General features: G+C 63.3%; 21 protein-coding genes and 1 pseudogene. 15 read left to right on the forward strand and 7 right to left on the reverse strand.

Features of this window, described 5'->3' with window-relative positions:
* Positions 1-14: 14 nt before the first annotated feature.
* On the reverse strand, positions 15-827 hold the full coding sequence (locus NCS02_RS34875; RefSeq protein ID WP_250520448.1) for a MetQ/NlpA family ABC transporter substrate-binding protein: 813 nt from the start codon (positions 825-827) through the stop codon (positions 15-17).
* A 179-nt stretch (positions 828-1006) separates the two neighbouring features.
* On the opposite strand from NCS02_RS34875, the gene NCS02_RS34880 reads away from it, so the two are divergent.
* The 3 genes and pseudogenes from NCS02_RS34880 (at position 1007) to NCS02_RS34890 (ending at position 3595) form a co-directional block, all read left to right on the forward strand.
* A complete protein-coding gene (locus tag NCS02_RS34880) occupies positions 1007-2182 on the forward strand; it encodes an acyl-CoA dehydrogenase family protein (RefSeq protein ID WP_175982445.1) in 1176 nt (391 codons plus the stop codon).
* Between the two features lie 187 nt (positions 2183-2369).
* Positions 2370-2657: pseudogene (locus tag NCS02_RS34885) on the forward strand (ABC transporter substrate-binding protein); the annotation flags it as partial.
* A gap of 119 nt (positions 2658-2776) precedes the next feature.
* Entirely contained in the window at positions 2777-3595 is an 819-nt protein-coding gene (locus NCS02_RS34890) for a MetQ/NlpA family ABC transporter substrate-binding protein (RefSeq protein WP_034471132.1), read from the forward strand.
* 297 nt (positions 3596-3892) lie between these two features.
* Here NCS02_RS34890 and NCS02_RS34895 read toward each other — a convergent pair whose 3' ends face one another.
* Positions 3893-5329 (reverse strand): MFS transporter, encoded by a 1437-nt coding sequence (locus tag NCS02_RS34895; RefSeq protein WP_502800926.1) that lies wholly within the window; start codon positions 5327-5329, stop codon positions 3893-3895.
* 24 nt (positions 5330-5353) lie between these two features.
* The gene (locus tag NCS02_RS34900; protein WP_250523651.1) at positions 5354-5827 is read right to left on the reverse strand and encodes a nuclear transport factor 2 family protein; all 474 of its coding nucleotides are present in this window, start codon (positions 5825-5827) and stop codon (positions 5354-5356) included.
* A 234-nt stretch (positions 5828-6061) separates the two neighbouring features.
* Between NCS02_RS34900 and NCS02_RS34905 the strand changes: the two genes are divergently transcribed.
* The 3 genes from NCS02_RS34905 to NCS02_RS34915 all read left to right on the forward strand — a co-directional run bounded on the left by NCS02_RS34905 (position 6062) and on the right by NCS02_RS34915 (position 8577).
* The gene (locus tag NCS02_RS34905) at positions 6062-6688 is read left to right on the forward strand and encodes a TetR/AcrR family transcriptional regulator (protein WP_250437740.1); all 627 of its coding nucleotides are present in this window, start codon (positions 6062-6064) and stop codon (positions 6686-6688) included.
* A 461-nt stretch (positions 6689-7149) separates the two neighbouring features.
* Positions 7150-8031, forward strand: coding sequence for an NmrA family NAD(P)-binding protein (locus NCS02_RS34910; protein ID WP_175982488.1), 882 nt, complete (start codon positions 7150-7152; stop codon positions 8029-8031).
* 84 nt (positions 8032-8115) lie between these two features.
* On the forward strand, positions 8116-8577 hold the full coding sequence (locus NCS02_RS34915; protein ID WP_008345403.1) for a MarR family winged helix-turn-helix transcriptional regulator: 462 nt from the start codon (positions 8116-8118) through the stop codon (positions 8575-8577).
* A gap of 75 nt (positions 8578-8652) precedes the next feature.
* Here the strand turns inward: NCS02_RS34915 and NCS02_RS34920 are convergent, their stop codons facing one another.
* Complete coding sequence (locus NCS02_RS34920) at positions 8653-9834, reverse strand: MFS transporter (RefSeq protein ID WP_175982440.1); 1182 nt, start codon at positions 9832-9834, stop codon at positions 8653-8655.
* A gap of 126 nt (positions 9835-9960) precedes the next feature.
* Here NCS02_RS34920 and NCS02_RS34925 point away from each other — a divergent pair, with 126 nt between their 5' ends.
* Positions 9961-10848, forward strand: coding sequence for a LysR family transcriptional regulator (locus tag NCS02_RS34925; protein WP_175982439.1), 888 nt, complete (start codon positions 9961-9963; stop codon positions 10846-10848).
* Between the two features lie 34 nt (positions 10849-10882).
* Here NCS02_RS34925 and NCS02_RS34930 read toward each other — a convergent pair whose 3' ends face one another.
* On the reverse strand, positions 10883-11689 hold the full coding sequence (locus tag NCS02_RS34930) for a phytanoyl-CoA dioxygenase family protein (RefSeq protein WP_250520451.1): 807 nt from the start codon (positions 11687-11689) through the stop codon (positions 10883-10885).
* 103 nt (positions 11690-11792) lie between these two features.
* On the opposite strand from NCS02_RS34930, the gene NCS02_RS34935 reads away from it, so the two are divergent.
* The 6 genes from NCS02_RS34935 to NCS02_RS34960 all read left to right on the forward strand — a co-directional run bounded on the left by NCS02_RS34935 (position 11793) and on the right by NCS02_RS34960 (position 17528).
* On the forward strand, positions 11793-12701 hold the full coding sequence (locus tag NCS02_RS34935) for a LysR family transcriptional regulator (protein WP_008345399.1): 909 nt from the start codon (positions 11793-11795) through the stop codon (positions 12699-12701).
* 234 nt (positions 12702-12935) lie between these two features.
* Positions 12936-13835, forward strand: a complete 900-nt coding sequence (locus NCS02_RS34940; protein WP_250520452.1) for a LysR family transcriptional regulator — start codon at positions 12936-12938, stop codon at positions 13833-13835.
* Positions 13836-14021: 186 nt separating this feature from the next.
* Positions 14022-15368, forward strand: a complete 1347-nt coding sequence (locus NCS02_RS34945; RefSeq protein WP_033535663.1) for an MFS transporter — start codon at positions 14022-14024, stop codon at positions 15366-15368.
* A complete protein-coding gene (locus tag NCS02_RS34950; protein ID WP_250520453.1) occupies positions 15365-16405 on the forward strand; it encodes an amidohydrolase family protein in 1041 nt (346 codons plus the stop codon). Before NCS02_RS34945 ends, NCS02_RS34950 begins: the two co-directional genes overlap by 4 nt.
* Positions 16402-17070, forward strand: a complete 669-nt coding sequence (locus NCS02_RS34955; RefSeq protein WP_008345394.1) for an RraA family protein — start codon at positions 16402-16404, stop codon at positions 17068-17070. Before NCS02_RS34950 ends, NCS02_RS34955 begins: the two co-directional genes overlap by 4 nt.
* 65 nt (positions 17071-17135) lie before the next feature.
* Positions 17136-17528 (forward strand): hypothetical protein, encoded by a 393-nt coding sequence (locus NCS02_RS34960; protein WP_033535664.1) that lies wholly within the window; start codon positions 17136-17138, stop codon positions 17526-17528.
* Between the two features lie 52 nt (positions 17529-17580).
* On the opposite strand, the gene NCS02_RS34965 is transcribed toward NCS02_RS34960, so the two are convergent.
* Together NCS02_RS34965 and NCS02_RS34970 are read right to left on the reverse strand one after the other, a co-directional pair.
* Positions 17581-19152, reverse strand: coding sequence for a S53 family peptidase (locus tag NCS02_RS34965; RefSeq protein WP_250437744.1), 1572 nt, complete (start codon positions 19150-19152; stop codon positions 17581-17583).
* Positions 19153-19245: 93 nt separating this feature from the next.
* On the reverse strand, positions 19246-19569 hold the full coding sequence (locus NCS02_RS34970; RefSeq protein WP_250442119.1) for a DUF4148 domain-containing protein: 324 nt from the start codon (positions 19567-19569) through the stop codon (positions 19246-19248).
* 195 nt (positions 19570-19764) lie between these two features.
* Between NCS02_RS34970 and NCS02_RS34975 the strand changes: the two genes are divergently transcribed.
* Positions 19765-20700, forward strand: coding sequence for a cation diffusion facilitator family transporter (locus NCS02_RS34975; protein WP_250520454.1), 936 nt, complete (start codon positions 19765-19767; stop codon positions 20698-20700).
* 195 nt (positions 20701-20895) lie between these two features.
* The gene (locus NCS02_RS34980; RefSeq protein WP_250520455.1) at positions 20896-23256 is read left to right on the forward strand and encodes a putative bifunctional diguanylate cyclase/phosphodiesterase; all 2361 of its coding nucleotides are present in this window, start codon (positions 20896-20898) and stop codon (positions 23254-23256) included.
* Positions 23257-23385: the final 129 nt, after the last annotated feature.

Consider the following 23385-nt stretch of genomic DNA (forward strand, 5'->3'; position numbering starts at 1 on the left):
CGCAGCGTTCCCGCTTACTGCGCCGGCTTGGAGAATCCCGCGAAGCGCTGCTCGATCACGCGCGCGAAATCCGCCGACCGGTACGCGTTTGCGATGTCCGTCACATACGGCTTGTTCAGATCGGCCGTGCGTACCGCAACGAGATTCAGGTAGTACGGCGGAATCTTTTCGAGCAGGAGCGCGTCATTGAGCTTGAGGCCGGCCGCGAGCGCGAAGTTGCCGTTCACGAACGCATAGTCGACGTCATCGAGCGAGCGCGGCAGTTGCGCGGCTTCGAGCGGCACGAGCTTGATCCTGTGCGGATTCGACGCGATATCCCGCTCCGACGATTTCACCGGATCGACGCCGGACTTGAGCGTCACCCAGCCGAGTTGCTGCAACAGAATGATCGCGCGCGCCTGGTTGGTGACGTCGTTCGGCAGCGACACCGTCGCGCCGTCCTTCAGCTCGTCGAGGCGCTTGTGCTTGTGGCTGTAGAGTCCGATCGGCGCGGTGGGCACCTTCACGAGCTCCGAGAGCGCGAGCTTGTGATCCGCCGAGAACTTCTTGAGATACACCTCGTGCTGGAATGCGTTGGCGTCGAGCGCGCCGTCGGCGAGCGCGAGGTTCGGCTGCACGTAGTCGCTGAACTCGACGATCGTCACCTTGTAGCCTTCCTTCTCCAACTGTGGCTTGATACCGTAGCGAATCTGGTCCGAGTACGGACCGGCCGTCGCGCCGAAGCGAATCTCGGGCTTGTTCGGATCGGCGGCCTGCGCGAGCGATGCGATCATTGCGCTCAATGCGATGGCCAGCACGCCGGCCCGCAACGGATGGAACTTCTTCATTGGGTTCTCCTCTTGCTTCGCGCGCGCGAGGCAGCGAAGCGGTTATCGTCCATGGTGCGCGACAAGCTTACAAATCGGCCCATCCAAGCCAAACCAATGTATTTATCTATGGTTTTCCGGTTTGACGCCAAAGCCGGGCATCGAACACGGCGCACCCTTCATCGACAGGAGACACTGCAATGAGCCGCACTCAAGACGCCCCGTGGGCCGAGCCTTTGGAAGCGGTGCTGCGCGAATGGGCGAAAACCGCCGCGGCACGCGACAAGGCCGGCGGCACCGCCTTTCATGAGCGCCGCCTGTTGCGCGAGAGCGGCCTGCTGCGACTGTCGTTGCCGGTGGAGTACGGCGGCGATGGCGCTCCGTGGTCGACGACGCTCGATGTCGTCAGACGGATGGCACGAGTCGACAGCTCGCTCGCGCATCTGTTCGCGTTCCATCATCTGCAACTCGCGACGATCCGCCTCTTCGGCAGCGATGCGCAGATTCGCCATTGGTCGCGTGAGACTGTCGCGCAGGGCTGGTTCTGGGGCAACGCGCTCAATCCGCTCGACAAGAGCACGCGCGCGCTGCCAGGCGACGCCGGCGGCTATGTCTTCGATGGCCGCAAGAGCTTTTGTTCCGGCGCCCGCGATTCGGACCAGCTGCTCGCGTCCGCGTTCGATGGCGACGGGCGGCTGCTGATCGGCATCACACCGACGAATCGCGCGGGCATCACCGTGCTCGACGACTGGGACAACATGGGGCAGCGCCAGACCGACAGCGGCACGGTGATCTTCGAGCGCGTGCCCATCGCGGCGGACGAATTGCTGCTCAATCCCGGACCGCTTTCCAGCCCGTTCGCGACGCTGCGGCCGCTGCTCGCGCAGTCGATCCTGTGCCATATCTATCTCGGCATCGGCGAAGGCGCATTGCAGGCGGCGCGCGACGCGACGCTCGCGCAGACGCGGCCGTGGATTGCCTCGCAGGCCGAGCGTCCCGCCGAGGATCCGTATGTGATCGCGCACTACGGCGACTTCTTTGTCGCGCTCGAAGGGGCGTGTCTGCTAGTCGAACGTTCGATGCAGGCCTTCGATCGCGCGTGGGCGCGCGGCCTTTCCCTCACCGAAAGCGAGCGCGGCGAAGTGGCCGTCGCAGTCGCCACGGCGAAGGTTGCGGCGGCGCGCGCGGGGCTCGACGTCGCGCATCGCATGTTCGAAGTGACGGGCGCGCGCTCGACGACGGCGGCGTTGCGGCTCGACCGCTTCTGGCGCAATGTGCGCGTGCATACGCTGCACGATCCGCTCGATTACAAGGTGCGCGAGCTGGGCGACTGGGCGCTCAACGGACGAATTCCGAAGCCGTCGTTCTATTCGTGAGACGACGCGCCGCGCCATGCGCTTTCGCCATGGCGCGCGGCCATTCCAGCAAACTGCGCGCGATCTTCAGGCACAAGCCGCTGCATCGCAAGGCCAAGGCTCAATGGCGTTGAAGCGGCGCCGGGCGGATTAAAGACCGTGGTACTGAGCACGACGACAGGGGTTGGCAAGCGATTCTTCGGCGGTGCGGGTGTTCTGGTCGAAGAACTTCAAAATCGGCCTGCCATTTTCCAACGCCGCGCACTATTCGAATCCGGAAGTGGACCGACTGCTCGAAGCGGCCTCGGTGGAAACCGACGAAAACAGGCGCCGTCAGCTATTCCGGCAGTTCCAGCAGATCGTGCATGACGATATTCCGTCGATCGAGTTCGGCGCCAGTCCGAACATCACGATCGCATCGACCAAAGTGAAGAACCATGCATCCACAGGCGAAGGTCTGAGAGGCAATTTCGCGGACCTTTACATCCTGCCGTGACGCGCGCCGAAACCGAAGGCAGGCCGGCATAAGGTTATGCCAACGGATTGGTTATCGGAACGGGATCGGGTCCATAGAATGACCGGGTTCGCCATCCTCACGACAAGGACACAGTTCTCGTGCAACGACTCTCCCTTTCCCTTCTGCGCGCGCTGCTATGCGCATTTTTTGCCGTGGTCGTGAGCGCGACCGCGCAGGCGGAAACGCCCTTGCTCAAGATCGGCGTGACGAGCGGACCTCATGAGGAAATCTTCGAGGCGGTGAAAAAGGTCGCGGAGCGCGACTACGGTCTGCGCATCAAGATCGTGTCGTTCAACGACTATATTCAGCCCGACGCGGCCCTCGACGCAGGCGATCTCGATGCCAACAGCTACCAGCACCGGCCTTTCCTCTCCTCGCAGATTCGCGCGCGCGGCTACAAGCTGGTCGGCATCGGCCGCACGTGGATCGGGCCGATCGGACTCTATTCGAAGCGTTACCGGAAGTACTCGGACCTGCCGGACGGCGCGACCATCGGCATTCCGAACGATCCCGCCAACGAGAGCCGGATTCTCCTGCTGTTGCAGAAGGCGGGCAGCATTCGGCTGCGACAGGGCATCGATCCTGTCACGGGCGTCAACGCGACGCCCCTCGACATCATCGACAATCCCAGGCACTTCCGATTCAAGGAAGTGGATGCGGCGCAGCTTCCGCGCACGCTCGACGATTTCGACGCCACGACGGTCAATGCGGACTATGCGATCAAGGCCGGACTCAACCCGGCGAAGGACACGATCCTGCGCGAGGACGGCTCCGGGGTCTACGCGTGTCTGATCGCCGTACGCGAGCAGGATGCGAACAAGCCGTGGGTGCAGCAGATCGTCGCCGCCTATCAGTCTCCCGAAGTCAGGCAGTTCATCCTGTCGCGCTATCAAGGCGCGATCATTCCGGCGTTCTGAGGGGCCGACAGACGCGCCTTCGACGACCGATGCAAACCGCGGATAAGACACGATATCGCGCCGGACCGACTTCGCGCTCAGCGCGACAGAGACTGCGGAGCGTGCCCTCGCGGATGGGTATCGAGCGCGGGGGAGGCGTCGTCTTCCGGCTCGGCGGACAGGTCCCGCTTGAAGGTGCCCGAGCGCCGGTCCTGGCGCATTGGCGCTCGAACCGACGATGGTGCTGGCCGAAATGGCACGGGGTCGCCATCGACATGTCCGCGGCCCTGCAATGCCGTGAGTGATGGCGCGCCGGACTCAACGAGGCGCCGCCCTCGCAGCGGCATGAATGCTCGATCTCGAAGCGACGGTGGACAGGACGGCCGAAACGGTCAGACTGCCGCCGACGCACATCATGGCGATGACCAGTGCCCTAGCCAAGGTCACCGGATCCGGGGAAGTCCCCGCGACACTGAAGAAAACACCGCCGATGACCGCGACACCCAGTGCTGCGCTGATTTGCAACGCCGAATTCGTGATGCCCGCGATCATCCCGGAACCGGTCGCCGGTGCGCGATTGATAACCGAGCGCACCAGCGTCGGCAGCGCCCAGCCCTGACCGAATCCCAAGAGCGCTACTGCTGCTATCAGCGGAAACTGAGCCGGCATCTGTCCGGGCGCGCCGGCCACGAGGGCGGCGAGGAGTATGCAGCCGGCGGCCTCCAGCATCATGCCGATGGCGGGGACGCGGTCGCCGAAGAGGCGAATGGCCAGCGGGGTCGTCAGCGGCCCGATGAAGGCGCCGACACCGAACGGAAGGAACACCAGCCCTGTCTCGAATGGGCTCATCCCAAGCGCCGCCTGGAGGTAGACGGAGAACGTCAGGAAGAATGCAGAGACGACGTAGAAGAAGAGGACGCCCGTAAGCCCGCTCATCAGGCCGGGCCTGCGGATCAACTCCACGCTGATTAGAGGCACACCGCCTCGGCGGGCGTAGGCCATCTCATATCGGCAGAAGCCCACCCCGGCGACGGGGGATGCGATCAGCATTGCGCAGGCCCACCACGGCCAATCCAGCTCCCGCCCTTCGACCAGAGGCACGATGAGCAAGCCCAGCGTGAGTGCGCAGAGCAGCACGCCGATTCGGTCTACAGGTGCCGGGCTGTCACCGCGGACGTCGGGTAGCAACGGCAGCCCGAAGATCAGAACAGCGGCGACGACGGGCAAGTTGATGAGAAAGACGACGCGCCACTCAAGGTGAAAGACGTCCGCAGAGATCAACGCGCCCCCGAGCGCCTGCGCGGCTACGGCGGCCAGACCCACCGCCGCGCCGTATAGGCCCAAGGCGCGCGCACGCTCTTTCTCTGGAAACAGGGCGTGAATGGAGGCCAGTCCTTGCGGCGCCATGGCGGCGGCGCTCAGACCCTGCAGCACTCGCCCGAGGATCAGTATGGCGGGCGACGATGCGAGCCCGCAGATCACCGATGTCAGTCCGAAGCCCGTGACGCCGATCAGAAAGATACTTCGTCGTCCGAATAGATCGCCTAGCCGTCCGCCTGTGATAAGGAAAACCGCGTAGGCCGCGGCATATCCGGAAATGACGAGTTGCAGCTCCGCAGCGCTCGTGTGGAGCGTGCTTTGGATGGACGGCAGGGCGACGTTCACGATGAAGAAGTCCAGCGGCGGCAGAAATGCGCCCACCAGCAACACCGCGAACGCCGACCATCGACGTGTGGAAGAGGTTGTCATATGCATAAGTCCCGGCGGCCGCGGGCCGCATCAAGCCGGACGGCCGAAGCGCTCCGTTCCCGCGATGGGGTGCCAGTTCTGGAGCGGCGTCGCGTAGTGCATGGTGAAGGTGCGCTCCACGAATGCCCAGCGGCCTTCGCGTCGCTGATAGATGTCGCGGTATTGGCCGCTCACCTGGAGCGTGCCCTGATCGACGTCGTAGAAAAGACAGTCCGCCGCTACAAGGCCGTGGCCGTTGTCACCGTCCACCGTGATTAGCGCGTTCGCCATCCAATGATGCATGTGGGGCATGCGCTTCATGTTGATGCGCGCTTGCGCCAGGATCGCCTCCAGGCCATCGGAGTTGCCGTTCGCGCCCAGGTGCAGTCGCGAATCGGGATGCCAGAGCGTGGCCAGCAGCTCGTTATTCATGGTGTCGAACGCCTCGGCGTAGTTGGCGATCAGCGCCTCGATGGCGAAGCGGCTTTCGATGGCGTCAAGACGTGCTTCGAGTTCTTTGGACATTGGCTTATTCCATACCGAATGGTACACAAATAGCTAAAAAAACGCGGGATTCGTGTGATGACCCCGCGCGGCTCCGGCTTTACATACCGAATGGTACATATTTAAAAGAATACGGAAGGCTGTGTCAACCGCTTTCTTGAACGGCCCGCTGACATGCACCAGAGGTGCCAGCTCGCGACTTGCAACGAAATTATGTATCGACTAGTATGTATATTTCGACTGAAGGAGATGTTCATGGTTCAGCGGGGTCGGCCACGCACGTTCGACCGCGATGCGGCAATCATTTCGGCGATGCATCTGTTCTGGGAACATGGCTATGAATCGACGTCTTTGTCGCAGTTGAAGGCCGCGATCGGCGGGGGCATCTCCGCGCCTAGCTTCTATGCGGCCTTCGAGTCCAAAGAGGCGCTGTACAAGGAGGCGCTGGAACGATACATGGAGATTTACGGCAAGGTGACGCGCAGTCTCCATGACACGTCGCTTCCGCCACGGGAGGGCGTGTTTCTGGCGATGCTTCGGTCGGCAAGGATGCAGACCGAGAGCGGCCACCCGAAAGGCTGTATGGTCGCGCTAGGCGTTGTGGGGGCCAGTTCCACCGGCAGCGAAGCCGTCACTCAGTTGCTTCGTGAGGTGCGCAATCGCACGCGCGCTGGCTTCCGCGCCTGCGTGGCACGGGGCATCAAGAGTGGGGAGCTGCGCAGCAGCACGGATCCGGCGTCGCTATCCATCGCGCTCGACTGCTTTTTTCAGGGGTTGTCCGTGCTCGCCCGCGATTCAGTCCGGCATGCCGTCATCGAGAAGGCCGTGAACGACGCGATGGGGATCTGGGATGCCGCAGTAGACCGGCCGATGCCGCAGTAGTAGCGCGTGGTGCCGTGGAAGGCACCGATGCATATCATCACGATCGCCCATTCCCGCCGCCGCGCATGTACCGCTGTTAGCACCGGCAACACGCGGCCGGCCTCGTATATGTCGCGATACTGCTTCCGCTGTCCGTTCACGCGCTTCCAGATGACAAGGTAATCGCCCGCGTCATTCCGCAGGGACTCGGCCATCGGCCTTGCTGTCGCATGCGAATGAGGATGACCGGAAACTGGCGGGGATAGCGCTCTCCGCGCTGTATTCGACGGGGCGCATGGCGCATGGCGAGCGACAGAGCGCGTCGTCTCCCTGCTTTCGTTTGAAGGATGTCTGTCGGCCGAATTTGCGCCGACGCTCCGCTCTGCGTGAAAGAGCCGACAAAAAACTTGACTATACGAGCATATGCACCTAATCTCCATCTCAAGAGAGCATATGCTCTCACTTTCAAACGGAGGGAAGCGATGAACGGACCTGAGATTCTTGTGAGCGGTGCAACCGGACGGACCGGAGGGAATGCTATTGACGAACTGCTCGAGATGGGCAAACGCGTGCGGGCATATGTGCGTACGGATGACGATCGAGCGGAAGCGCTGAGGCAGCGCGGCGTCGATGTCGCGGTCGGGGACTTTACCGACATCGACGATATTCGGGCAGCGATGGAAGGCATCCGATCGGCCTATTTCCTTCATCCGATTGCGCCGGGAATCATCGGGGCCGCGGCCTATTTCGCGCAGGCAGCAAAGGAAGCGGGCGTCACGGCGATCGTCAACATGTCGCAGATTTCCGCGCGTCGGGAATCGATGAGCCACGCAGCACAGGATCACTGGGTCTCCGAGCGAGTCTTCGATTGGTCGGGTGTCGCGACTACGCATTTGCGCCCGACGTTCTTTGCCGATTGGCTCGTCTATCCGCATTTCGCGCGGGAAATTTGGGCCACGAAGAAGATCGAATTTCCGTTCGGCAACGGCCGTCACGCGCCTATCTCCAGCGACGATCAGGGACGCGTGATCGCCCACATCCTCGCCAACCCCGAAGGCCACGAGGGCAGGACCTACACGCTCCACGGCCCCGTCGAGATGAATCACGTCGAGATCGCAGCCAAAATGAGCGAGGTTCTCGGCGCCCGGATCGAATACGCGCCGACTTCCATCGAGGAGTTTCGGATCAAAATGGAAACCCTTTACAAGTTTCCGCCGTTCCTCACGCAGCATCTGGTCGAAGTCGCGCAGGACTATCGCGACGGCATTTTCTCGGGCACTAACGACGCCGTCGAGAAGATCACCGGGAAGCCGCCGCTGTCGGTCCAGGAGTTCGTCGCGAAGTATCGGGACGCCTTCGTGTGAACAGGTCCTTGAATAGCTATCGCCGCACCTTTGCACGACGCGCGCGTAAGCTTCTCGCAATTAACCGAATGAGGAGTGCAACGGATGTTGCCAGTAAATAAGCCGCTCGGCATCGATCAATGCAACTGCTTCGCCGTGAGGAAGGCGAGCAGGCAGATCTCCCGACTCTACGATAGCCATCTCGAGCCCTCGGGTCTGCGCATCACGCAATTCCTCACCCTGGCCGCCCTGCGCGAAGTGGGAAGTACCCCGGTCAACGCGCTTGCCGAACGGCTCGATATCGAACGAACCGCGATGGGGAAGATGGTGGGCTTCCTGGAGCGCGACGGTTTCGTCACGATCAAGCCCTCGCCCACCGATGGCCGAAGCCGCCTTGTCGAACTCACCAAGGAGGGACGGCGCCTGCATGAAAGAGCAGCCCCTCTCTGGCAGGAAGCGCAACGGGAGTTCGAGCAGTTGAACGGTGCGGACAACGTTCTCGCGTTACGAGAACGGTTGAGAGGGGTACTCATCGGCGACGTGTCGATGCGTTCGTCGGAAGACTGAGCCTTCCGATGCACTGCGGCAAGAACGTCATTCGTCAAGCACGTGTTCCGCAACCAGATCACCGCACATGTCGAATCAATCGCGCAAACATCTTTCCTGCACGCCGGCACCGGCCACCCCCGGTCCGGCCTGCAACGCCAAAGACCCGCACGCGAGAATGAGGCCGACACCACACACTCCCGGCCATTGCCATACGCTCCACGCCCACACGCCCAGCAACGAACCGAGCGCGCCGCCCGCGAAGCGAATCGTCATATACAGCGTGTTAATGCGGCTCATCGCATCGCTCCTGATGCTCATGCTGCGTGCCATGTTTGCGACGTGTGCGCTTTGCAGCCCGAAATCGAGAAGGATCACACCGGCGATCAGACCGGCGATACCGTAGCCCACCCACGCGAAGATTGCGAACGCCATGAAGAAAATTGCGGAGCTCGCCAAAACCACAAGACGCGGATTGCGCTTGTCTATCAGCTTGCCCGCTCCCGTCGAGGCCAGCGCTCCGACCACGCCCACAAGTCCGAACAGACCGGCGATCTCGCTGCCGTAATGCGCATTCATGCTGCGCAAATGAAACGTCAGCGTGACCCAGAATGCGCTGAACGCAGCGAACTGAAGGGCCGCGATCGCCGACGTCCGGCGCAAGAGCGCCTCTTCGCGGATAAGCGTCCATAGCGAACCCATCAGGCGTCGGTACGTGCCCGACCAAGTCGGCGTCGAGCGAGGCAGCCTGTGCGACAGTACGGCGGCCGTGACAAGCATCGCTGCGGATGCAAGCCAGTACACGGTCCGCCATCCGCAATGCTGGGCGATCGATCCGGATACCGCGCGCGACATGAGGATGCCGGATAGCAATCCGAACATCACGATGCCGACCGCTTCGCCGCGTCGCTCGGGTCCTGCAATTTGCGCCGCGAAGGGCGTGAGCAACTGCGGCGCGACGCTGGTAAGCCCGGTCAGGAAACTGGCGGCCACGAGCCAGTCGAGTGTCGGTGACACTGCCACTGCGGCGAGTGCGAGGCTCGAGATGCACAGCAGCGTGCCCAGTATCGAACGTCGATCGAGCATGTCGCCCAGCGGAACGAAGAGCAGAAGTCCGAGCGCATAGCCGGTCTGCGTCGCAACCGATGCTGCACCGGCTGCGCGCTCGGTGGTGTGAAACGTGAGCGCGAAGTCGGCGAGCAAGGGCTGGTTGTAGTAGTTGTTCGCGACCACGATGCCCGCCGCCGCGGCCATCAGCCAATACACCGACCGTTTCATCTCTGTGCTCCTCAGGCTGCGCCCCGCCTTTGCTATTCCGTTTCCGACGAATGTAGACTATTCCGGATTTCGCCAGTATCCCTCTGATGCGGCAATCACCCTTGCTGAATACGGAAGAGCCGAATCATGGACCGCCTCGAAGCAATGAACGTCTACGTGCGGGTCGTCGATGCCGGTAGTTTGTCGGCCGCCGCGCGCGCGATTCCGATGTCGCTAACTTCGGTCAGCAGGCACATTTCGGCGCTGGAAGAGCATTTCGGCGCGCAACTGCTTCGACGCACCACACGCCATCTCGCGATGACCGACGAAGGTCGCATCCTGTACGACCGCGCGAAGGCAATCCTTGGCGAAGTGGATGAACTCGGCAGTGCGATGTCGGCGGGGCGTGGCAAGCTCTCTGGCCGCCTACGGCTCAGCGCGCCGAACCTGCTCGGCCGGCTGGTGATCGCGCCACTTTTGCCGCGCTTTCTCGAGCTTCATCCGGACGTGGCTGTTGATCTCCTGCTCGTCGATCGTGCGGTCAATCTGGTCGACGAGGGTCTGCATCTCGCCGTGCGCATCGGGCGTCTGCCGGATTCGAGCCTCGTCGCGCGCAAGCTCGGCGACATTCAGATGGTGACCTGCGCAGCGCCCGCGTACCTCGCGCATCGCGGCACGCCTCGTACTCCCGGCGATCTGCGCAAGCACGACTGCCTCGTCTTTTCAGACGCGCCTGGGGCCGTTGACTGGCGCTTCGAGTCGCGTGCGATGCGCACGCGCGTCAGCGTAACGGGCCGTCTGTGGATGAATAGCCTGGACGCGCTGGTACTGGCGTCGATTCAAGGTGCCGGGATCGTGCGCGCGCCCGCATGGCAGGTCGCGGAGCACGTCCAGTCGGGTCGCTTGCGGCCCGTCCTGGAGATGTACGCACCGCCCGCAACGCCGGTCCACGTGCTGTTTGAACGCGTGAAATTGTCGTCGCCGAAAATCCGGATCTTCGCCGACTATCTCGTCGAACATTGGCCATCCGCGTGACCGTCTTGCGCCAGGCAAGCGACGCCGCGCAAGTTCAACCGATCCGAACGCTGTCGAGAATCTCGTCTGAACCGGCCTCGAGCGGAGCGAAATTGGTCGAGCGCACATAATCCGGTCGCGGCTGCTCTACTTCTTCAGGCTTGTTCTTCACCTGGTTGTAGACGATATAGGCCTGCCATCGATCGTCACCGGACAGGTTATGACCCGACGCATGCACAATGTTCGCGTCGAAAAACACGACTGTTCCCGGGCGGCCGATGATAGGCACGGCCTTGGGATGGCTGGACAAGATATCGAGCATGGTCGGCTTCGGTACCACGTAGAAGCGATAACCGGTTGCCTCGTCGAACGTCGGATCGAGCGAACCCAGTTTGTGGCTCCCCGGGATGAAGTAGAGACATCCGCCCATTTCGGTCGGCTGGTCGAGCATGACCAAGGCAGTTGTCATCCGCGGCTCTTTCACGCCGTCGATATGCCAGGTGCCGAAGTCTTGATGCCATTGCCAGACGGAACCGTCGATTGCCGTCTTCAAATTGCACTTCGTGTGATAGACGTAGAGCTGGTCATCGTCGATCAGTTGTTGTGCCGGCCCGAGCAATCTGGGAGAGCGCACTGCGGCGTGAAAAACCGCCGATGCCGTCGGACTTTCTGTCTCGTGAACCTTGTAGATGGTTTTTGCAATGCCGCCCGTTTTTTCCCGGACAAGATGGTCGGTGTCAATCTTCTGGATTCGGCGCAACTCCCTCTTCATATGCGCAATTTCTTCTTCTGAGAAAAGCTCCGGCAGAACAACGAATCCATCGCGCTCGTATGCTTCCAACTGTGACGCGGTAAGTTCCATGAGGGCTCTCCTGACTTGTCGGCGCAATGTCACGATCGTAAGACCGGTCACGTCCAATGTAAAAGATATAATAAGTTGCGTATCGACACCTCAGAGGTTCCACATGGAACTGCGTCATCTACGCTACTTTCTGGTGGTGGCACGCACACTCAACTTCACGAAAGCGGCGGATGAACTGCACATGGCGCAGCCGCCGTTGAGCCGGCAGATACGCGATCTGGAAGAAGAACTCGGCGTAGCGCTTTTTGAGCGACGGGGCAAACGAGTGTTTCTTTCGTCGGCGGGCCAGGTCTTCGAAGAACGGGCCAAGCGAATCCTGATGGAAACGAACTCCGCGATCGTGGATTCGCAACGCGCGGCACGAGGGGAAGTCGGCCGGGTGGCGGTGGGGTTCTTCGAGCACATCGCGTATACGCTGCTGCCGCCGCTCTTGCGCGAATTTCAGCAGCGTTATCCCGCGGTGACAGTCGAGCTTCGATGGTTTTCCTCCGCGGAACAGATCAATGCGCTCGACCGAGGGGACATCGATCTGGCGTTCGTCCGCTCTTTGCCGCCTGATACGCGACTGAACAGCGTCTTGTTGCTTCAGGAGCCGTTTTACGTTGCTATCGCCAAGGACAACCCACTCGCAGCAAAACGGCGGATTTCCATCAAGGACTGCAGGCAGTTGCGCGTCATCAATTACCGGAAAGATGTCGCGCCGGACTATCACGCCACCATCAACCAGTTGTGCGCGCTTGCCGGATTTTCCCCATCCACGAGCTTTGAAATGGGGCAGATCTACGCTTCGCTTGGCCTCGTAAGCGCCGGGTTTGGCGTGACGCTCGTACCGGCGTCAGTTCAACGAACGCACATGGACAACGTCGTCTATCGTCCTCTGCGCGAACAGCACGCGAAAAGCGAACTCTACCTCGCGTGGAAGGAACCCGGTCCGCCCCCCGCGCTAGGCTCTTTTGTTCAACTAGCGCGCGAGATAGCCGCGCACTACCCGCGAAAAGCGAAGGTCGAGTAAGCGCGAAGCGGTACGGTGTCAATGGCGATGAACAGGTTGGTTTTGAAAAAGGGAAAATGTCGGCGAACCTGCTCTGCTTTGCGGCCACCCTATGCGACGCTGATGCGATTGCTCGATCGCCACGCATTCGGCAAGATTCGGTGATCGCTTCGCCCGACGTCATCCGGCACACCGCCTGCATCGGCGCGCACTCATGCGTTTGCAACGTTCGCCATCGTATCCAAGAAGGTCGACATGAATTTCAGGTCCTTACAGTGCTTCGTCATTCTCGCGGAGGAACTGAACTTCAGCCGCGCGGCCGAGCGGCTGCATATCGCGCAACCGGCGTTGAGCCAGCAGATCCGGCTGCTGGAAGAGCGGCTCGGCACGCAACTCGTCGATCGCGCGAGACGCCCGCTGCGGCTCACCGAGGCGGGCCACTATCTCTGCACCGAAGCGCGTCAGATTCTCGGCTCGTGGGAACAAGCCAGTCTGGGCGCGCAGGAAATCGGCATCGGGCGGCGCGGCTGGCTGTCGATCGGGTTCACGCGATCCGCGATGTACAGCATCCTGCCGCCCGCGCTGAAGGCGTTCCATCACTCGTATCCGGAAGTCGAGCTCAAGCTCTTCGAGATGCTGACCGAAGAACAGACCGATGCACTGCGCGACCTGCGCATTCATGTCGGGATCGGACGTCAGCCGCTCGACATCCCCGGTTGCACGTCGTATCCGCTGCTGCGTGAACATGTGGTGGCCGTGCTGTCGCCGGATCATCCGCTGGCGGGCAGGAAGAAGGTGCGTATCGCCGAACTCGAAGATACGCCGCTCATCGTGTATCCGAAGCATCAGAACGCGCAGTTCAAGCGCACCGTGCAGTCCTTGTATCGCGATGCGGGCGTCACGCCTTTCATCGCTCATCAGGCTTACGAAATCCAGACGGCGATCGCGCTCGTCGCGGCGGGGCTCGGCGTGACCTTCGTCGGCGAATCGGTGGCGCGGCATGGACGCACCGACGTCGTGTTCCGTCAGCTCTCAGGCCCGGGTGCGTCGCGCTGGTCCACGCTCGCCGCCACGTTCCGCACGGACGACGATTCGGCGCATCTGCGTGCCTTTGTCGCGTGCCTTCCTCCGCCGCTGACCGGCGCCGCACTATAAGAGAACGCTTATAGAAGCATAAGGAACGCGTCTTGGACGCGGGCCGGCGCGCTACTTATCATCGATTTTCATGTCCTGGGCCGGCATGCCTTACGCGCAGCCGAACGGACAGACGAGCGGCGCAGGCCGTTTGTAAAGCGAGGCCGCAGAGCCTCGCGATCCGATGAAAAAGAACGTGGAGACGGCATGGCCCCATTCAACGAAGCAGCAACGATGCGAAAGGTATACGGGCGGCTCATGCCCCTGCTCTTCGCGATGATGTTCTTCAACTACCTCGATCGCATCAACATCGGCTTTGCCGCGCTCGACATGAACAAGGCGCTCGGCTTCAGCCCCGCCGTGTTCGGCTTCGCAGGCAGCATCTTCTTCGTCGGCTACATGGTGCTCGAGGTGCCGAGCAATCTGCTGCTGCATCGCGTGGGCGCGCGCCGCTGGATCGCGCGCATCCTGCTCACGTGGGGCGCGGTCGCGGCCGTCACCGCGTTCGTATTCGACGACAAGAGCTTCTACGTGCTGCGCTTTCTGCTCGGCGTCATGGAAGCGGGTTTCCTGCCGGGCGTCGCGGTCTATCTGACGAAGTGGTTTCCCGAGCGCTATCGGGCGCGCGCGGTCGGCGGCTACATCATCGCGGGATCGTTTTCCGCCGTGCTCGGCGGCCCGATCTCGACCGCGCTGATGACCTACGCGAACGGCATCCTCGGCCTGCAGGGATGGCAATGGATGTTCATCCTCGAAGGCATTCCGGCGATGCTGCTCGGCCTGCTCACGCTGCGCATCATGACGGAGCGCCCCGCCGACGCCGACTGGCTCGCCGACGACGAAAAGCGCTGGCTCGAAACGACGCTCGCGGCAGAGCGCGAAGCGGTCGGCGGCAACGCGCACTTCCCGCTGCTGCGCGTGGCGGGCGATGTCCGCGTATGGAGCCTCGCGTGTCTCTTCGGCTGCGCGCTCGTCGGCATCTACGGGCTCTTTCTGTGGCTGCCGCAGATCGTCAAGAGTCTCGGTCATCTGAGCAACATCGAAGTCGGCTTTCTTTCCGCCGCGCCGCCGCTTCTCGGCGTGCTCGGCACGTTCATCATCAGCCGCAGTTCGGACCGCACGGGCGACCGCAAGAAGCATCTCGCGTTCGTCTACGGCATGAGCGCCCTCGCGATCGCGGGCAGCGCGTATGCGCCGAATCCGGTCGTCGCCTATGCGCTGCTGTGCGTGACCGGCCTCTTCATCTACGCAGGCAATCCGCTGTTCTGGAGCCTCGCCTCGTCGTTCAGGACCGGCGCGGCGGGCGCGGCGACCATCGCGCTCATCAACACGATCGCGCAGTTCGGCGGCCTCGTCGGGCCGTGGAGCATCGGGCTCGTGCGCAACGCGACGGGCAACTTCAAGCTCGCGTTGCTGACGATCGCGGCGTTCCTCGTCGTCGCGACGATCATCGCGCTCGTCATGCGTGTGAAGCCCGCCGACGACGAAGACACTTCGCTGCCCGCATCCGATTCGCACGAAGCGGGCGCACAACGACAGGAAAACCACGCATGATCATCGATTGTCACGGTCACTACACGACCTCGCCGCCGCAGCACGAAGCATGGCGCGCGCAGCAGATCGCCGCGCTGAAGGACGGCGCATCGGCGCCGCCGCGCCCCGCCATCTCCGACGATGAAATCCGCGAAAGCATCGAGAACGGCCAGCTTCGCATCCAGCGCGAGCGCGGCACCGATCTCACGATCTTCTCGCCGCGCGCCGCCGGCATGGGCCATCATCTGGCGACGGCGGAGGCCAACGCGGTCTGGTCGGAAGCATGCAACGACCTCGTGCATCGCGTCGTCGACCTGTTTCCGCGTAATTTCGTCGGCGTCTGTCAGTTACCGCAAGCGCCGGGCGTGGCGCCCGAGAATTGCATCGCCGAACTGCGCCGCTGCGTGGACGAGCTGGGTTTCATCGGCTGCAATCTGAATCCCGATCCTTCGGGCGGGCACTGGTCCGGGCTGCCGCTCACCGACCGCTCGTGGTATCCGCTCTACGAAGCGATGGTCGAGCTCGACGTGCCCGCGATGATCCACGTTTCGTCGTCGTGCAATCCGAACTTCCATGCGACCGGCGCGCATTACATCAACGGCGATACATCGGCGTTCATGCAATTGCTCCAAGGCGATCTGTTCGCGGATTTCCCGACGCTCAAGTTCGTCATTCCGCACGGCGGCGGCGCGGTGCCGTATCACTGGGGGCGATATCGTGGACTCGCGCAGGACATGAAGCGGCCGCTGCTCACCGAATATCTGCTGAACAACGTGTTCTTCGATACCTGCGTCTACCATCAGCCGGGCGCCGAGCTGCTCGCAAAGGTGATTCCGGCGAAGAACATCCTGTTCGCGTCGGAGACGATCGGCGCGGTGCAGGGCATCGATCCCGAAACGGGTCATTACTTCGACGACACGCGCCGTTATATCGACGCGATCGAATGGCTCAGCGACGCGGATCGCCAGCGCATTTTCGAGGACAACGCGCGCGCGGTGTACGGACGGCTTTCCGCGCAACTGGAACGGCAACCATCGAACGAAGGAGCGACCGCATGAATCCGGCCGGATGGCGTGAATACGAATCCGCGGCTCAGGCGAGCCCCGCGACGCTCGCCGCGTTGCGCGAGCTGGCGGTATCGCTTCTGAGCGACAACATGGCCCGCGTGAGCGGCACGACCGGACTGCGTCCCTATCATCGTCCGAAGCCGATGGCCGGCACGGCCGTCACGGTACGCACGCGCGGCGGCGACAATCTCGCGATCCATCGCGCGTTCGACTACTGCCGCCCCGGCGACGTGCTCGTCATCGACGGCGCCGGCGAGCTCACGCAGGCGCTCATGGGCGACATCATGGCGAGCTTCGCGCAGAGCATCGGCGTGCAGGGTCTCGTCATCGACGGCGCGATCCGCGATGTCGGCGCGCTCGGCCAGCGCGACTTTCCCGTGTACGCGCGCGGCGTCACGCATCGTGGGCCGTACAAGAACGGGCCGGGCGAGATCAACGTGCCGGTGACGGTCGGCGGGATGGTGGTGAATCCGGGTGATATCGTCGTCGGCGATGAAGACGGCGTGCTCGCCATCGCGCCCGCCGACGTTGAAGCGGTGATCGAAGGCGCGCGCAAGCAGGCGGCGAAGGAAGCGGCGGCGCTCGAGTCGATCGCGGAAGGCCGTTTCGATCGTGCGTGGGTCGCGGTTCAACGCGACCGCATGATGAACGGCTGACGCCTTGCCGAACCGCCGCGAACGCGCGCATGATGGCGCGTTCGCTTCATCGACTATCGACCGCCATGCCCGACTTTCTCGACGCCGCCGCGCTCATCGACCTCGCGCGACGCGCGCAAGCCCGCGCGCCGCAACCCTGCGCGTGCACGAAAACGCCGCTCGACGGCTGGCAATCGCAGCCGCTGTCGCTCGACGAATCGCAGTTCCGCGAGATCGGCACGCTGTTACCGGAGCACGATCCGGAGCCGACCTTCGCCGAATATCTGCCAGGCAAGACGAACTACTGGTCCGCCGATGCGCCCATCGCGCCGCGCTTCTTTCCGTATAACCGCTGCGGCGTCTGGGAATGCTCGTCCTGCGGGCGGCTGTATCTGCGCTACACGGAAGGCGGCGGCTACTTCGTCGATCGCAGGATTCGCGCGGTGCGCGCGGATCTGATCGAAGACGTCTCGCCGTGACAATGCGCGCTCGCGCAGGAACGTCCGTTTCGCGCGAGCACGCATTTCAGCCTCAACTCACCGCATCCTTCACCTTCTTGCCATCGGGCCGTCCGAGGCCGGTGCAGGCGTCCCATCCGGCTGTCGCGTGGAAATCGTCGTTATTGCCCTTTGTGATGTCGACGAGCGCCAGCGGGTCCTTGTAGAGATGCGGATTGATATACCCCACCGGCGCGCCCTTGATCGCGTTGATGCGCGCGATCAGTCCGGCCCATAGCGGCGCGACCGCGCTCGTTCCGCCGATCACCATGTCGTGACCGTCGACGCGCACTTCGTAGCCGGTCACGGGATCGGCATTGCCGGCGACATCGGGCACGCCGCGCATCGCGAGCGGACTGTGTGCGCCGCCCGCGCGCGTGACCTGCAGCCCTTCCTGCCACGCGGGCAGCGCGAAGAACGAGCTCACGCCGCCGCCGGTCGCGCCGCCGTTGGCGCCGTCGTTCCATACGGTCTCGCTAGCGATTCCGTTGCCGCTCGCCTGCAGCGACGTGCCGCCGCAGCCCAGCGCATACGGACTGGACGCAGGAAAATCGACGTGATCCGCGCCATCGCCCACGCCGTCGCCGGAACCGTTGTCGCCGGATGCCGCGCAAATCGTCACGCCGAGCGCCGCCGCCGACTGAAACGCCTGATCGAACGCGTTCATCGCCTGCTGCGTCCATGCCGATTCCGGACCGCCCCAGCTGATCGAAATCACCGACGGCTTGTTCTTCGTGTCATGAATCGCGGTGCCGATGGCGTCGATAAAACCCGCGTCGGTGTTGGGCGCGAAATAGACGACGATCTTCGCGCCCGGCGCGACCGCGCCCGCGACTTCGATATCGAGCATCACTTCGCCATCGGGACCGTTCGGATCGCCGGTCGGATGGTTCCGTCCGTGATCGACCGAAACCGCGGTCACGGACGGCGCCTTCATATTCAGCGACGCGAAATACGTCTTGAGATCCGCGGGACGGTAGCCGCCGCCCAGCTCGATGATCCCGATGCATTGATTCTGACCGTCGCCTTGCGGGAAGTCATAGAGCGACGCGAGCTGCACGGGCGTGAACGTCGACGCGCCGGCTGCGCGCGCTGTCCAGCGCACGTTGCCCTGCGCGCGGGTCCGGAAGCTGGGCCGCGCCTGCGGACGGTTGTCGAGACCCATGACGGCATCGACGACGCCGTTCAGTTCATCGGGCAGATGGATCGGTCCCGTGCGGCCGCGATAGGTGCCGCCGTCATGTTCGTACTGTTGCAGGCTCACGCCGAAGGCCGCGTCGAACTGCGCGACCGTGCCGGAGAGCACGACCGCGCGCCGCGCCTCGTGACTCTCGACGACCGACAGTCCGTGCTTTTGCGCGAACGCATGGACCGCCGCCAGGTCCGCGCTGTCCGCGCCGAAATGCTTCGTGAACTCGTCGTGATCGATATGCTTCGCCGACGCGCCTTGCGCCGCGAGCGCGCTGATGTGCTTCTCGAACGCATCGTGCGAGCGCCGTCGAACGAGCATGGTGACCTCCAGACGTTCGTTCGGGTCTGCCTTGCCGATGGGCTGCGCGTCCTTTAAACACTCGCGTTCGCTTCCGTTGAGCGGATGGTTTGCCATGTCTGAACACTCCTGAGAAACGCCGCCGTCGTGGGTTGCGTTTTCGATGCCTCGCGGGCGGCGGGCGGGCATCGGATGCCGTGCGATACGCGCTTATTGACCGCCGAAATAGATCTGCTTCATCTCCTGCGCTGATGCCGGGCGCATGACGGCGCGAGCGCCCGTCGCCGACGCGCCCGACATCGCGCCGCCATAGCCAGTCGCGTCGTTCCGGCTCGATACGCGCGCCTCCGCTGCCTGGATCGCCGCCGGATAGCCGGGATCCTCGCCTCTGCCCGGGTAGTAGCCGGCCTGCTCCAGTTGCTCGAGCTCGGCGCGCACCTGGGCGCGCGTGAGCGCCGCGTCCGTCTGCGCGAGCGCGGCAATCGGCAGCGCAAGCGCGGACGCCGCCGCGAGCGCCATCAAAATCGGTTTCATGATGATCTCCTTGATGATGCGAAAGTCCGTGACGCGGACGTGCTCGTCCGCAGATGAAAGACGATCACCGATGGAAAAAATCGCATTCTTCGTTGCGCGATATGAACGCGATGCGCGCGAAGGGCAACGCCTTCGCGAATCGTCCGTAGAATCGCGTCAGAATAATGCTGCGCGAAAAGCTGCAAGGAGCTAACGATGTCACAACGAAACACTGACGAGGCGCTTCGTCGCATGGCGTCGATCGTCGCGCTGGTGTTCGCGCTGGTGCTCGTCGTGTTGAAGGTGTGGGCCTGGTTCGCGACCGGATCGATTTCGCTGCTCACCGCCGCAGCCGATGGCCTCGTGGATGTCGTCGCGTCTTCGGTGACGTTCATGGGTGTGCGCTATGCCCTGCGCCCGGTCGACGAGGGGCACCGCTACGGTCACGGCAAGGCCGAAGCGGTGGCGGCGTTCGTGCAGGCGCTGCTGCTCACGGGCGTGGCTGTCGGACTCGGCATCGAATCGGGGCAGCGCGTCGTGAATCCCGAACCGTTGAATCAGACAGACTTCGGGATCGCGGTCATCGTCGTGAGTACGCTTGCGGCCATCGGACTCGTGCTGATGCAGACGTGGGTCGTGAAGCGCACGGGATCGACCGCCATCGCCGCCGACCGCGCGCACTATGCGACCGATATCGCCGTGAATATCGCCGTGCTCGTCGCCCTGCTGCTCGATCACTTGCTCGACTGGCCACGCGCCGACGCAATCGGCGCGCTGTGCATCTCGCTCTACATGCTGTGGAACGCGCGCGGCATGGCGTTGGCTGCGCTCGTGCAACTGCTCGATCGCGAACTGGACGATCCCGAACGCGCGCGCATCGCGGCGGCCGTGACGGCGGTCGAAGGCGTGCAAGGCGTGCACGACATCCGCACGCGAAACGGCGGCGATCGCGTATTCGTCGAGTTCCATCTCGAAGTGGCCGGCGAGCTGACCGTCGCGCAGGGCCACGCCATCGCCGATGACGCGGAAAGAGCCGTGCAGCGGCTCTTTCAGGCATCGGACGTCACGGCGCACGTCGAACCGGCGGGCATCGTCGACGATCGTCTGGACGACCGCGTGCTCGGCACGGCATCCACCGCCGGCCACAAGTGATTGCATCGGTTCGTCGTGGCGCGGCGCACGCGGCATCGGCTGGACAAAATTACCGCGTCGGCGCGTCGGCCGACGCCCGCCGGCTTCCGGGCGCCTAAAGCTCCCGAATCCGGCTGACGTAAACAAGGCGTGATCTTCGCTAAAAGCAACGCCGAGCCCGCTGCCCGTTCATCGAGAGCCCGCGTCATCAACGTAATGTCCCAGTCTCCCCAATCCGGATCGTCCAGCACCGTCGCCAGCGGCGATCGCTCGCGACAGGGGCACAAGACCGCGCGAAATCAGGAATTTCTCGCTTTCTTTCTGTCCACGCGAAGCGACCGCGCGACGCTCTCCTGGACCGTTCTCACGCAGATCGGCCTCGCGGGCCTGGGCGTCGGCGCGCTCTGCTACCTCGCACTGTCGTTCGTGTCCGAAGGTGCGGCTTCCTGCGCGGGCGTCGTCTCGGGCGCGATCGCGTTCGCGTTCTTTTTGCGTCGTGCACGCCGGAGCGCCGCGCGCGCGAACGCCACGACCGCGCTCGCAAAAGCGCTGCTCGACGCCAATCGCGAATGCCTGAAACTGCTCGACGCCGATGGCCGCATGGTCCGCATTTCCGAATATGGCGCCGAACTCATGGAAGCGAGCGCGCCCGAACAACTCGCCGGTTCGAACTGGCTCGCCTTCTGGTCCGGTGAAGACGCGACCGCCGCGCACGATGCGTTTCATGCCGCCATGAGCGGCGCACGCGCGACATTCCGAGGCAGTTGCCCGACCACGTCGGGCGCGCCCAAGACCTGGCATTCGCGCCTCATTCCGATAGAGAACGGCGACGGCGGCGTGGAAGGCGTGATTTGCGCCTCGCAGGACATGACGCAGCAGGCGGAACTCGCCGCCGCGCTCTGCGCCAGAGAGACGCTGATGTCGGAGATGGAGGCGCACGTCGGCCTTTGCTTCTATTCCTATAACGCCGATTTCACGGGCTTTCATCACATCAGCGCGGGATGCGCGGCCGTCTTCGGCCTGGATGCGCAAACGTTTCGCGAGTCGCCCCAGGCCTGGATGGCGCTCGTGCTGCAGGAGGACCTGCCGCAACTCACGGCCGCGATGCGCCGGATCGCCGAATCGAAAGTCAGCCAGAAGGCGCTATACCGCATCCGCCGTCTGGACGGCAATGTGCGCTGGATTCAAAGCACCGGATCGCCCGTTCTGGACAGCGCGGGCAATGTGGCGCGCATCGTCGGCATCAGCGAGGATGTCACGGCGGAGCAGGACCGCCTCGCCGAACTCGACCGCCTCGCCTTCACGGATTCGCTGACCGGTCTCGCGAATCGCGCCGCGCTCATGTGCAGGATCGACGAGCGATGCCGCAAGCAGGCGCCCTTCGCGCTGATGTTCATCGACCTGGACCGTTTCAAGGTGCTCAACGACACGCTCGGTCACACGGCGGCGGACCGGCTGCTCAAATCGCTGAGCAGGGTCATCCGGGCCGCGCTGCCGGCCGATGCATTTCTCGCACGTCTCGGCGGCGACGAATTCGCCGTGCTGATCGACGGCGCGAAGCACAGGGACCCGCTCGCCGAGATCGCGCGCGCCACGCTCGATGCGCTCGTGCAGGCGGATCAGGCACACCGCGCCGGCACGATCACGGCGTCGATCGGCATATCGGTCTTTCCCGAAAACGGGGCGAATCGCGAGACGCTTCTGACGAGCGCCGATATCGCGATGTATGCGGCCAAGAAAGCCGGACGCAACGGCTACCGTTTCGCCGACAAGGATTCGAGCGAACGCATCGTCGATTTCGAACTCGAGCGCGACCTGCCCGCGGCGCTCGCCAAGAAGGAGTTTCAGCTTCACTACCAGGCGATCCACGAGCCGCACACGCGCGAGGTCCGCAGCGTCGAAGCGCTCATTCGCTGGCGGCATCCGGAGCGCGGGCTCGTCTCTCCGGGCGTCTTCATTCCCATTCTCGAAGAGAGCGGCTTCATCGCCGAAGTCGGCGCATGGGTGATGGACGACGCCCTGCGTCAGCTCGCGCTATGGCGGCAGGCCGGCGCGCGCGCGCTCGGCGTTTCGGTGAACGTGTCGGCGCGACAGTTGCGCGACGCGACCATCGTCGATGTCGTCGACGAAGCCTTGCGCCGCCATGCCCTGCCCGCCTCGACGCTGCAACTCGAACTCACCGAGAGCGCGCTGATGGACGACCCGAGCCTTGCACAGCGCACGCTCGGTGCGTTGAAGAAGCTGGGCGTGCGCATCGCCATCGACGACTTCGGCACCGGCTATTCGAGTCTGCGCTATCTGGCTGATTTCGCACCGGACTGCGTGAAGATCGACCGCTCCTTCATCACGCGGATGGAATCGGATCAGGCAACGCGCAGCATCGTGTGCGGCATCATCCAGATGTGTCACACGCTGGGCCTGAGCGTGACGGCTGAAGGCGTCGAGGAAACAGCGCAACTGGAATTGCTCAGGCATGCGCAATGTGACTTCGTGCAGGGCTTCCTGCTGAGCCGGCCGGTCGCCCCCGACGACGTGCTCGGGCTCCCGATCGCCACGCCATCCGCATTGATAGATTAGGAAAGGAACCGCGAAATTCGCGCGCTTGCTTTTCCTTTCGGTGAACCCTAACCTTACGCCGAAGTTGTGACTAAATGTAACGTTTGTATCAAGATGATCGCGAACGTCGATCGAGTCGCAAACGACGCA

It is taken from the genome of Caballeronia sp. NCF2 (genome assembly GCF_023631205.1).
In the GTDB taxonomy this organism is placed as follows: Bacteria; Pseudomonadota; Gammaproteobacteria; order Burkholderiales; family Burkholderiaceae; genus Caballeronia; species Caballeronia zhejiangensis.

Bases quoted from the DNA above. Each gene is read 5' to 3' on its own strand.
- NCS02_RS34910 (WP_175982488.1), top strand. From the start codon at position 7,150: ATGAACGGACCTGAGATTCTTGTGAGCGGTGCAACCGGACGGACCGGA.
- NCS02_RS34895 (WP_502800926.1), bottom strand. From the start codon at position 5,329: ATGCATATGACAACCTCTTCCACACGTCGATGGTCGGCGTTCGCGGTG.
- NCS02_RS34925 (WP_175982439.1), top strand. From the start codon at position 9,961: ATGGACCGCCTCGAAGCAATGAACGTCTACGTGCGGGTCGTCGATGCC.
- NCS02_RS34875 (WP_250520448.1), bottom strand. From the start codon at position 827: ATGAAGAAGTTCCATCCGTTGCGGGCCGGCGTGCTGGCCATCGCATTG.
- NCS02_RS34950 (WP_250520453.1), top strand. From the start codon at position 15,365: ATGATCATCGATTGTCACGGTCACTACACGACCTCGCCGCCGCAGCAC.
- NCS02_RS34920 (WP_175982440.1), bottom strand. From the start codon at position 9,834: ATGAAACGGTCGGTGTATTGGCTGATGGCCGCGGCGGCGGGCATCGTG.
- NCS02_RS34905 (WP_250437740.1), top strand. From the start codon at position 6,062: ATGGTTCAGCGGGGTCGGCCACGCACGTTCGACCGCGATGCGGCAATC.
- NCS02_RS34880 (WP_175982445.1), top strand. From the start codon at position 1,007: ATGAGCCGCACTCAAGACGCCCCGTGGGCCGAGCCTTTGGAAGCGGTG.
- NCS02_RS34915 (WP_008345403.1), top strand. From the start codon at position 8,116: ATGTTGCCAGTAAATAAGCCGCTCGGCATCGATCAATGCAACTGCTTC.
- NCS02_RS34960 (WP_033535664.1), top strand. From the start codon at position 17,136: ATGCCCGACTTTCTCGACGCCGCCGCGCTCATCGACCTCGCGCGACGC.
- NCS02_RS34900 (WP_250523651.1), bottom strand. From the start codon at position 5,827: ATGTCCAAAGAACTCGAAGCACGTCTTGACGCCATCGAAAGCCGCTTC.
- NCS02_RS34930 (WP_250520451.1), bottom strand. From the start codon at position 11,689: ATGGAACTTACCGCGTCACAGTTGGAAGCATACGAGCGCGATGGATTC.
- NCS02_RS34945 (WP_033535663.1), top strand. From the start codon at position 14,022: ATGGCCCCATTCAACGAAGCAGCAACGATGCGAAAGGTATACGGGCGG.
- NCS02_RS34935 (WP_008345399.1), top strand. From the start codon at position 11,793: ATGGAACTGCGTCATCTACGCTACTTTCTGGTGGTGGCACGCACACTC.
- NCS02_RS34965 (WP_250437744.1), bottom strand. From the start codon at position 19,152: ATGGCAAACCATCCGCTCAACGGAAGCGAACGCGAGTGTTTAAAGGAC.
- NCS02_RS34955 (WP_008345394.1), top strand. From the start codon at position 16,402: ATGAATCCGGCCGGATGGCGTGAATACGAATCCGCGGCTCAGGCGAGC.
- NCS02_RS34980 (WP_250520455.1), top strand. From the start codon at position 20,896: ATGTCCCAGTCTCCCCAATCCGGATCGTCCAGCACCGTCGCCAGCGGC.
- NCS02_RS34975 (WP_250520454.1), top strand. From the start codon at position 19,765: ATGTCACAACGAAACACTGACGAGGCGCTTCGTCGCATGGCGTCGATC.
- NCS02_RS34970 (WP_250442119.1), bottom strand. From the start codon at position 19,569: ATGAAACCGATTTTGATGGCGCTCGCGGCGGCGTCCGCGCTTGCGCTG.
- NCS02_RS34940 (WP_250520452.1), top strand. From the start codon at position 12,936: ATGAATTTCAGGTCCTTACAGTGCTTCGTCATTCTCGCGGAGGAACTG.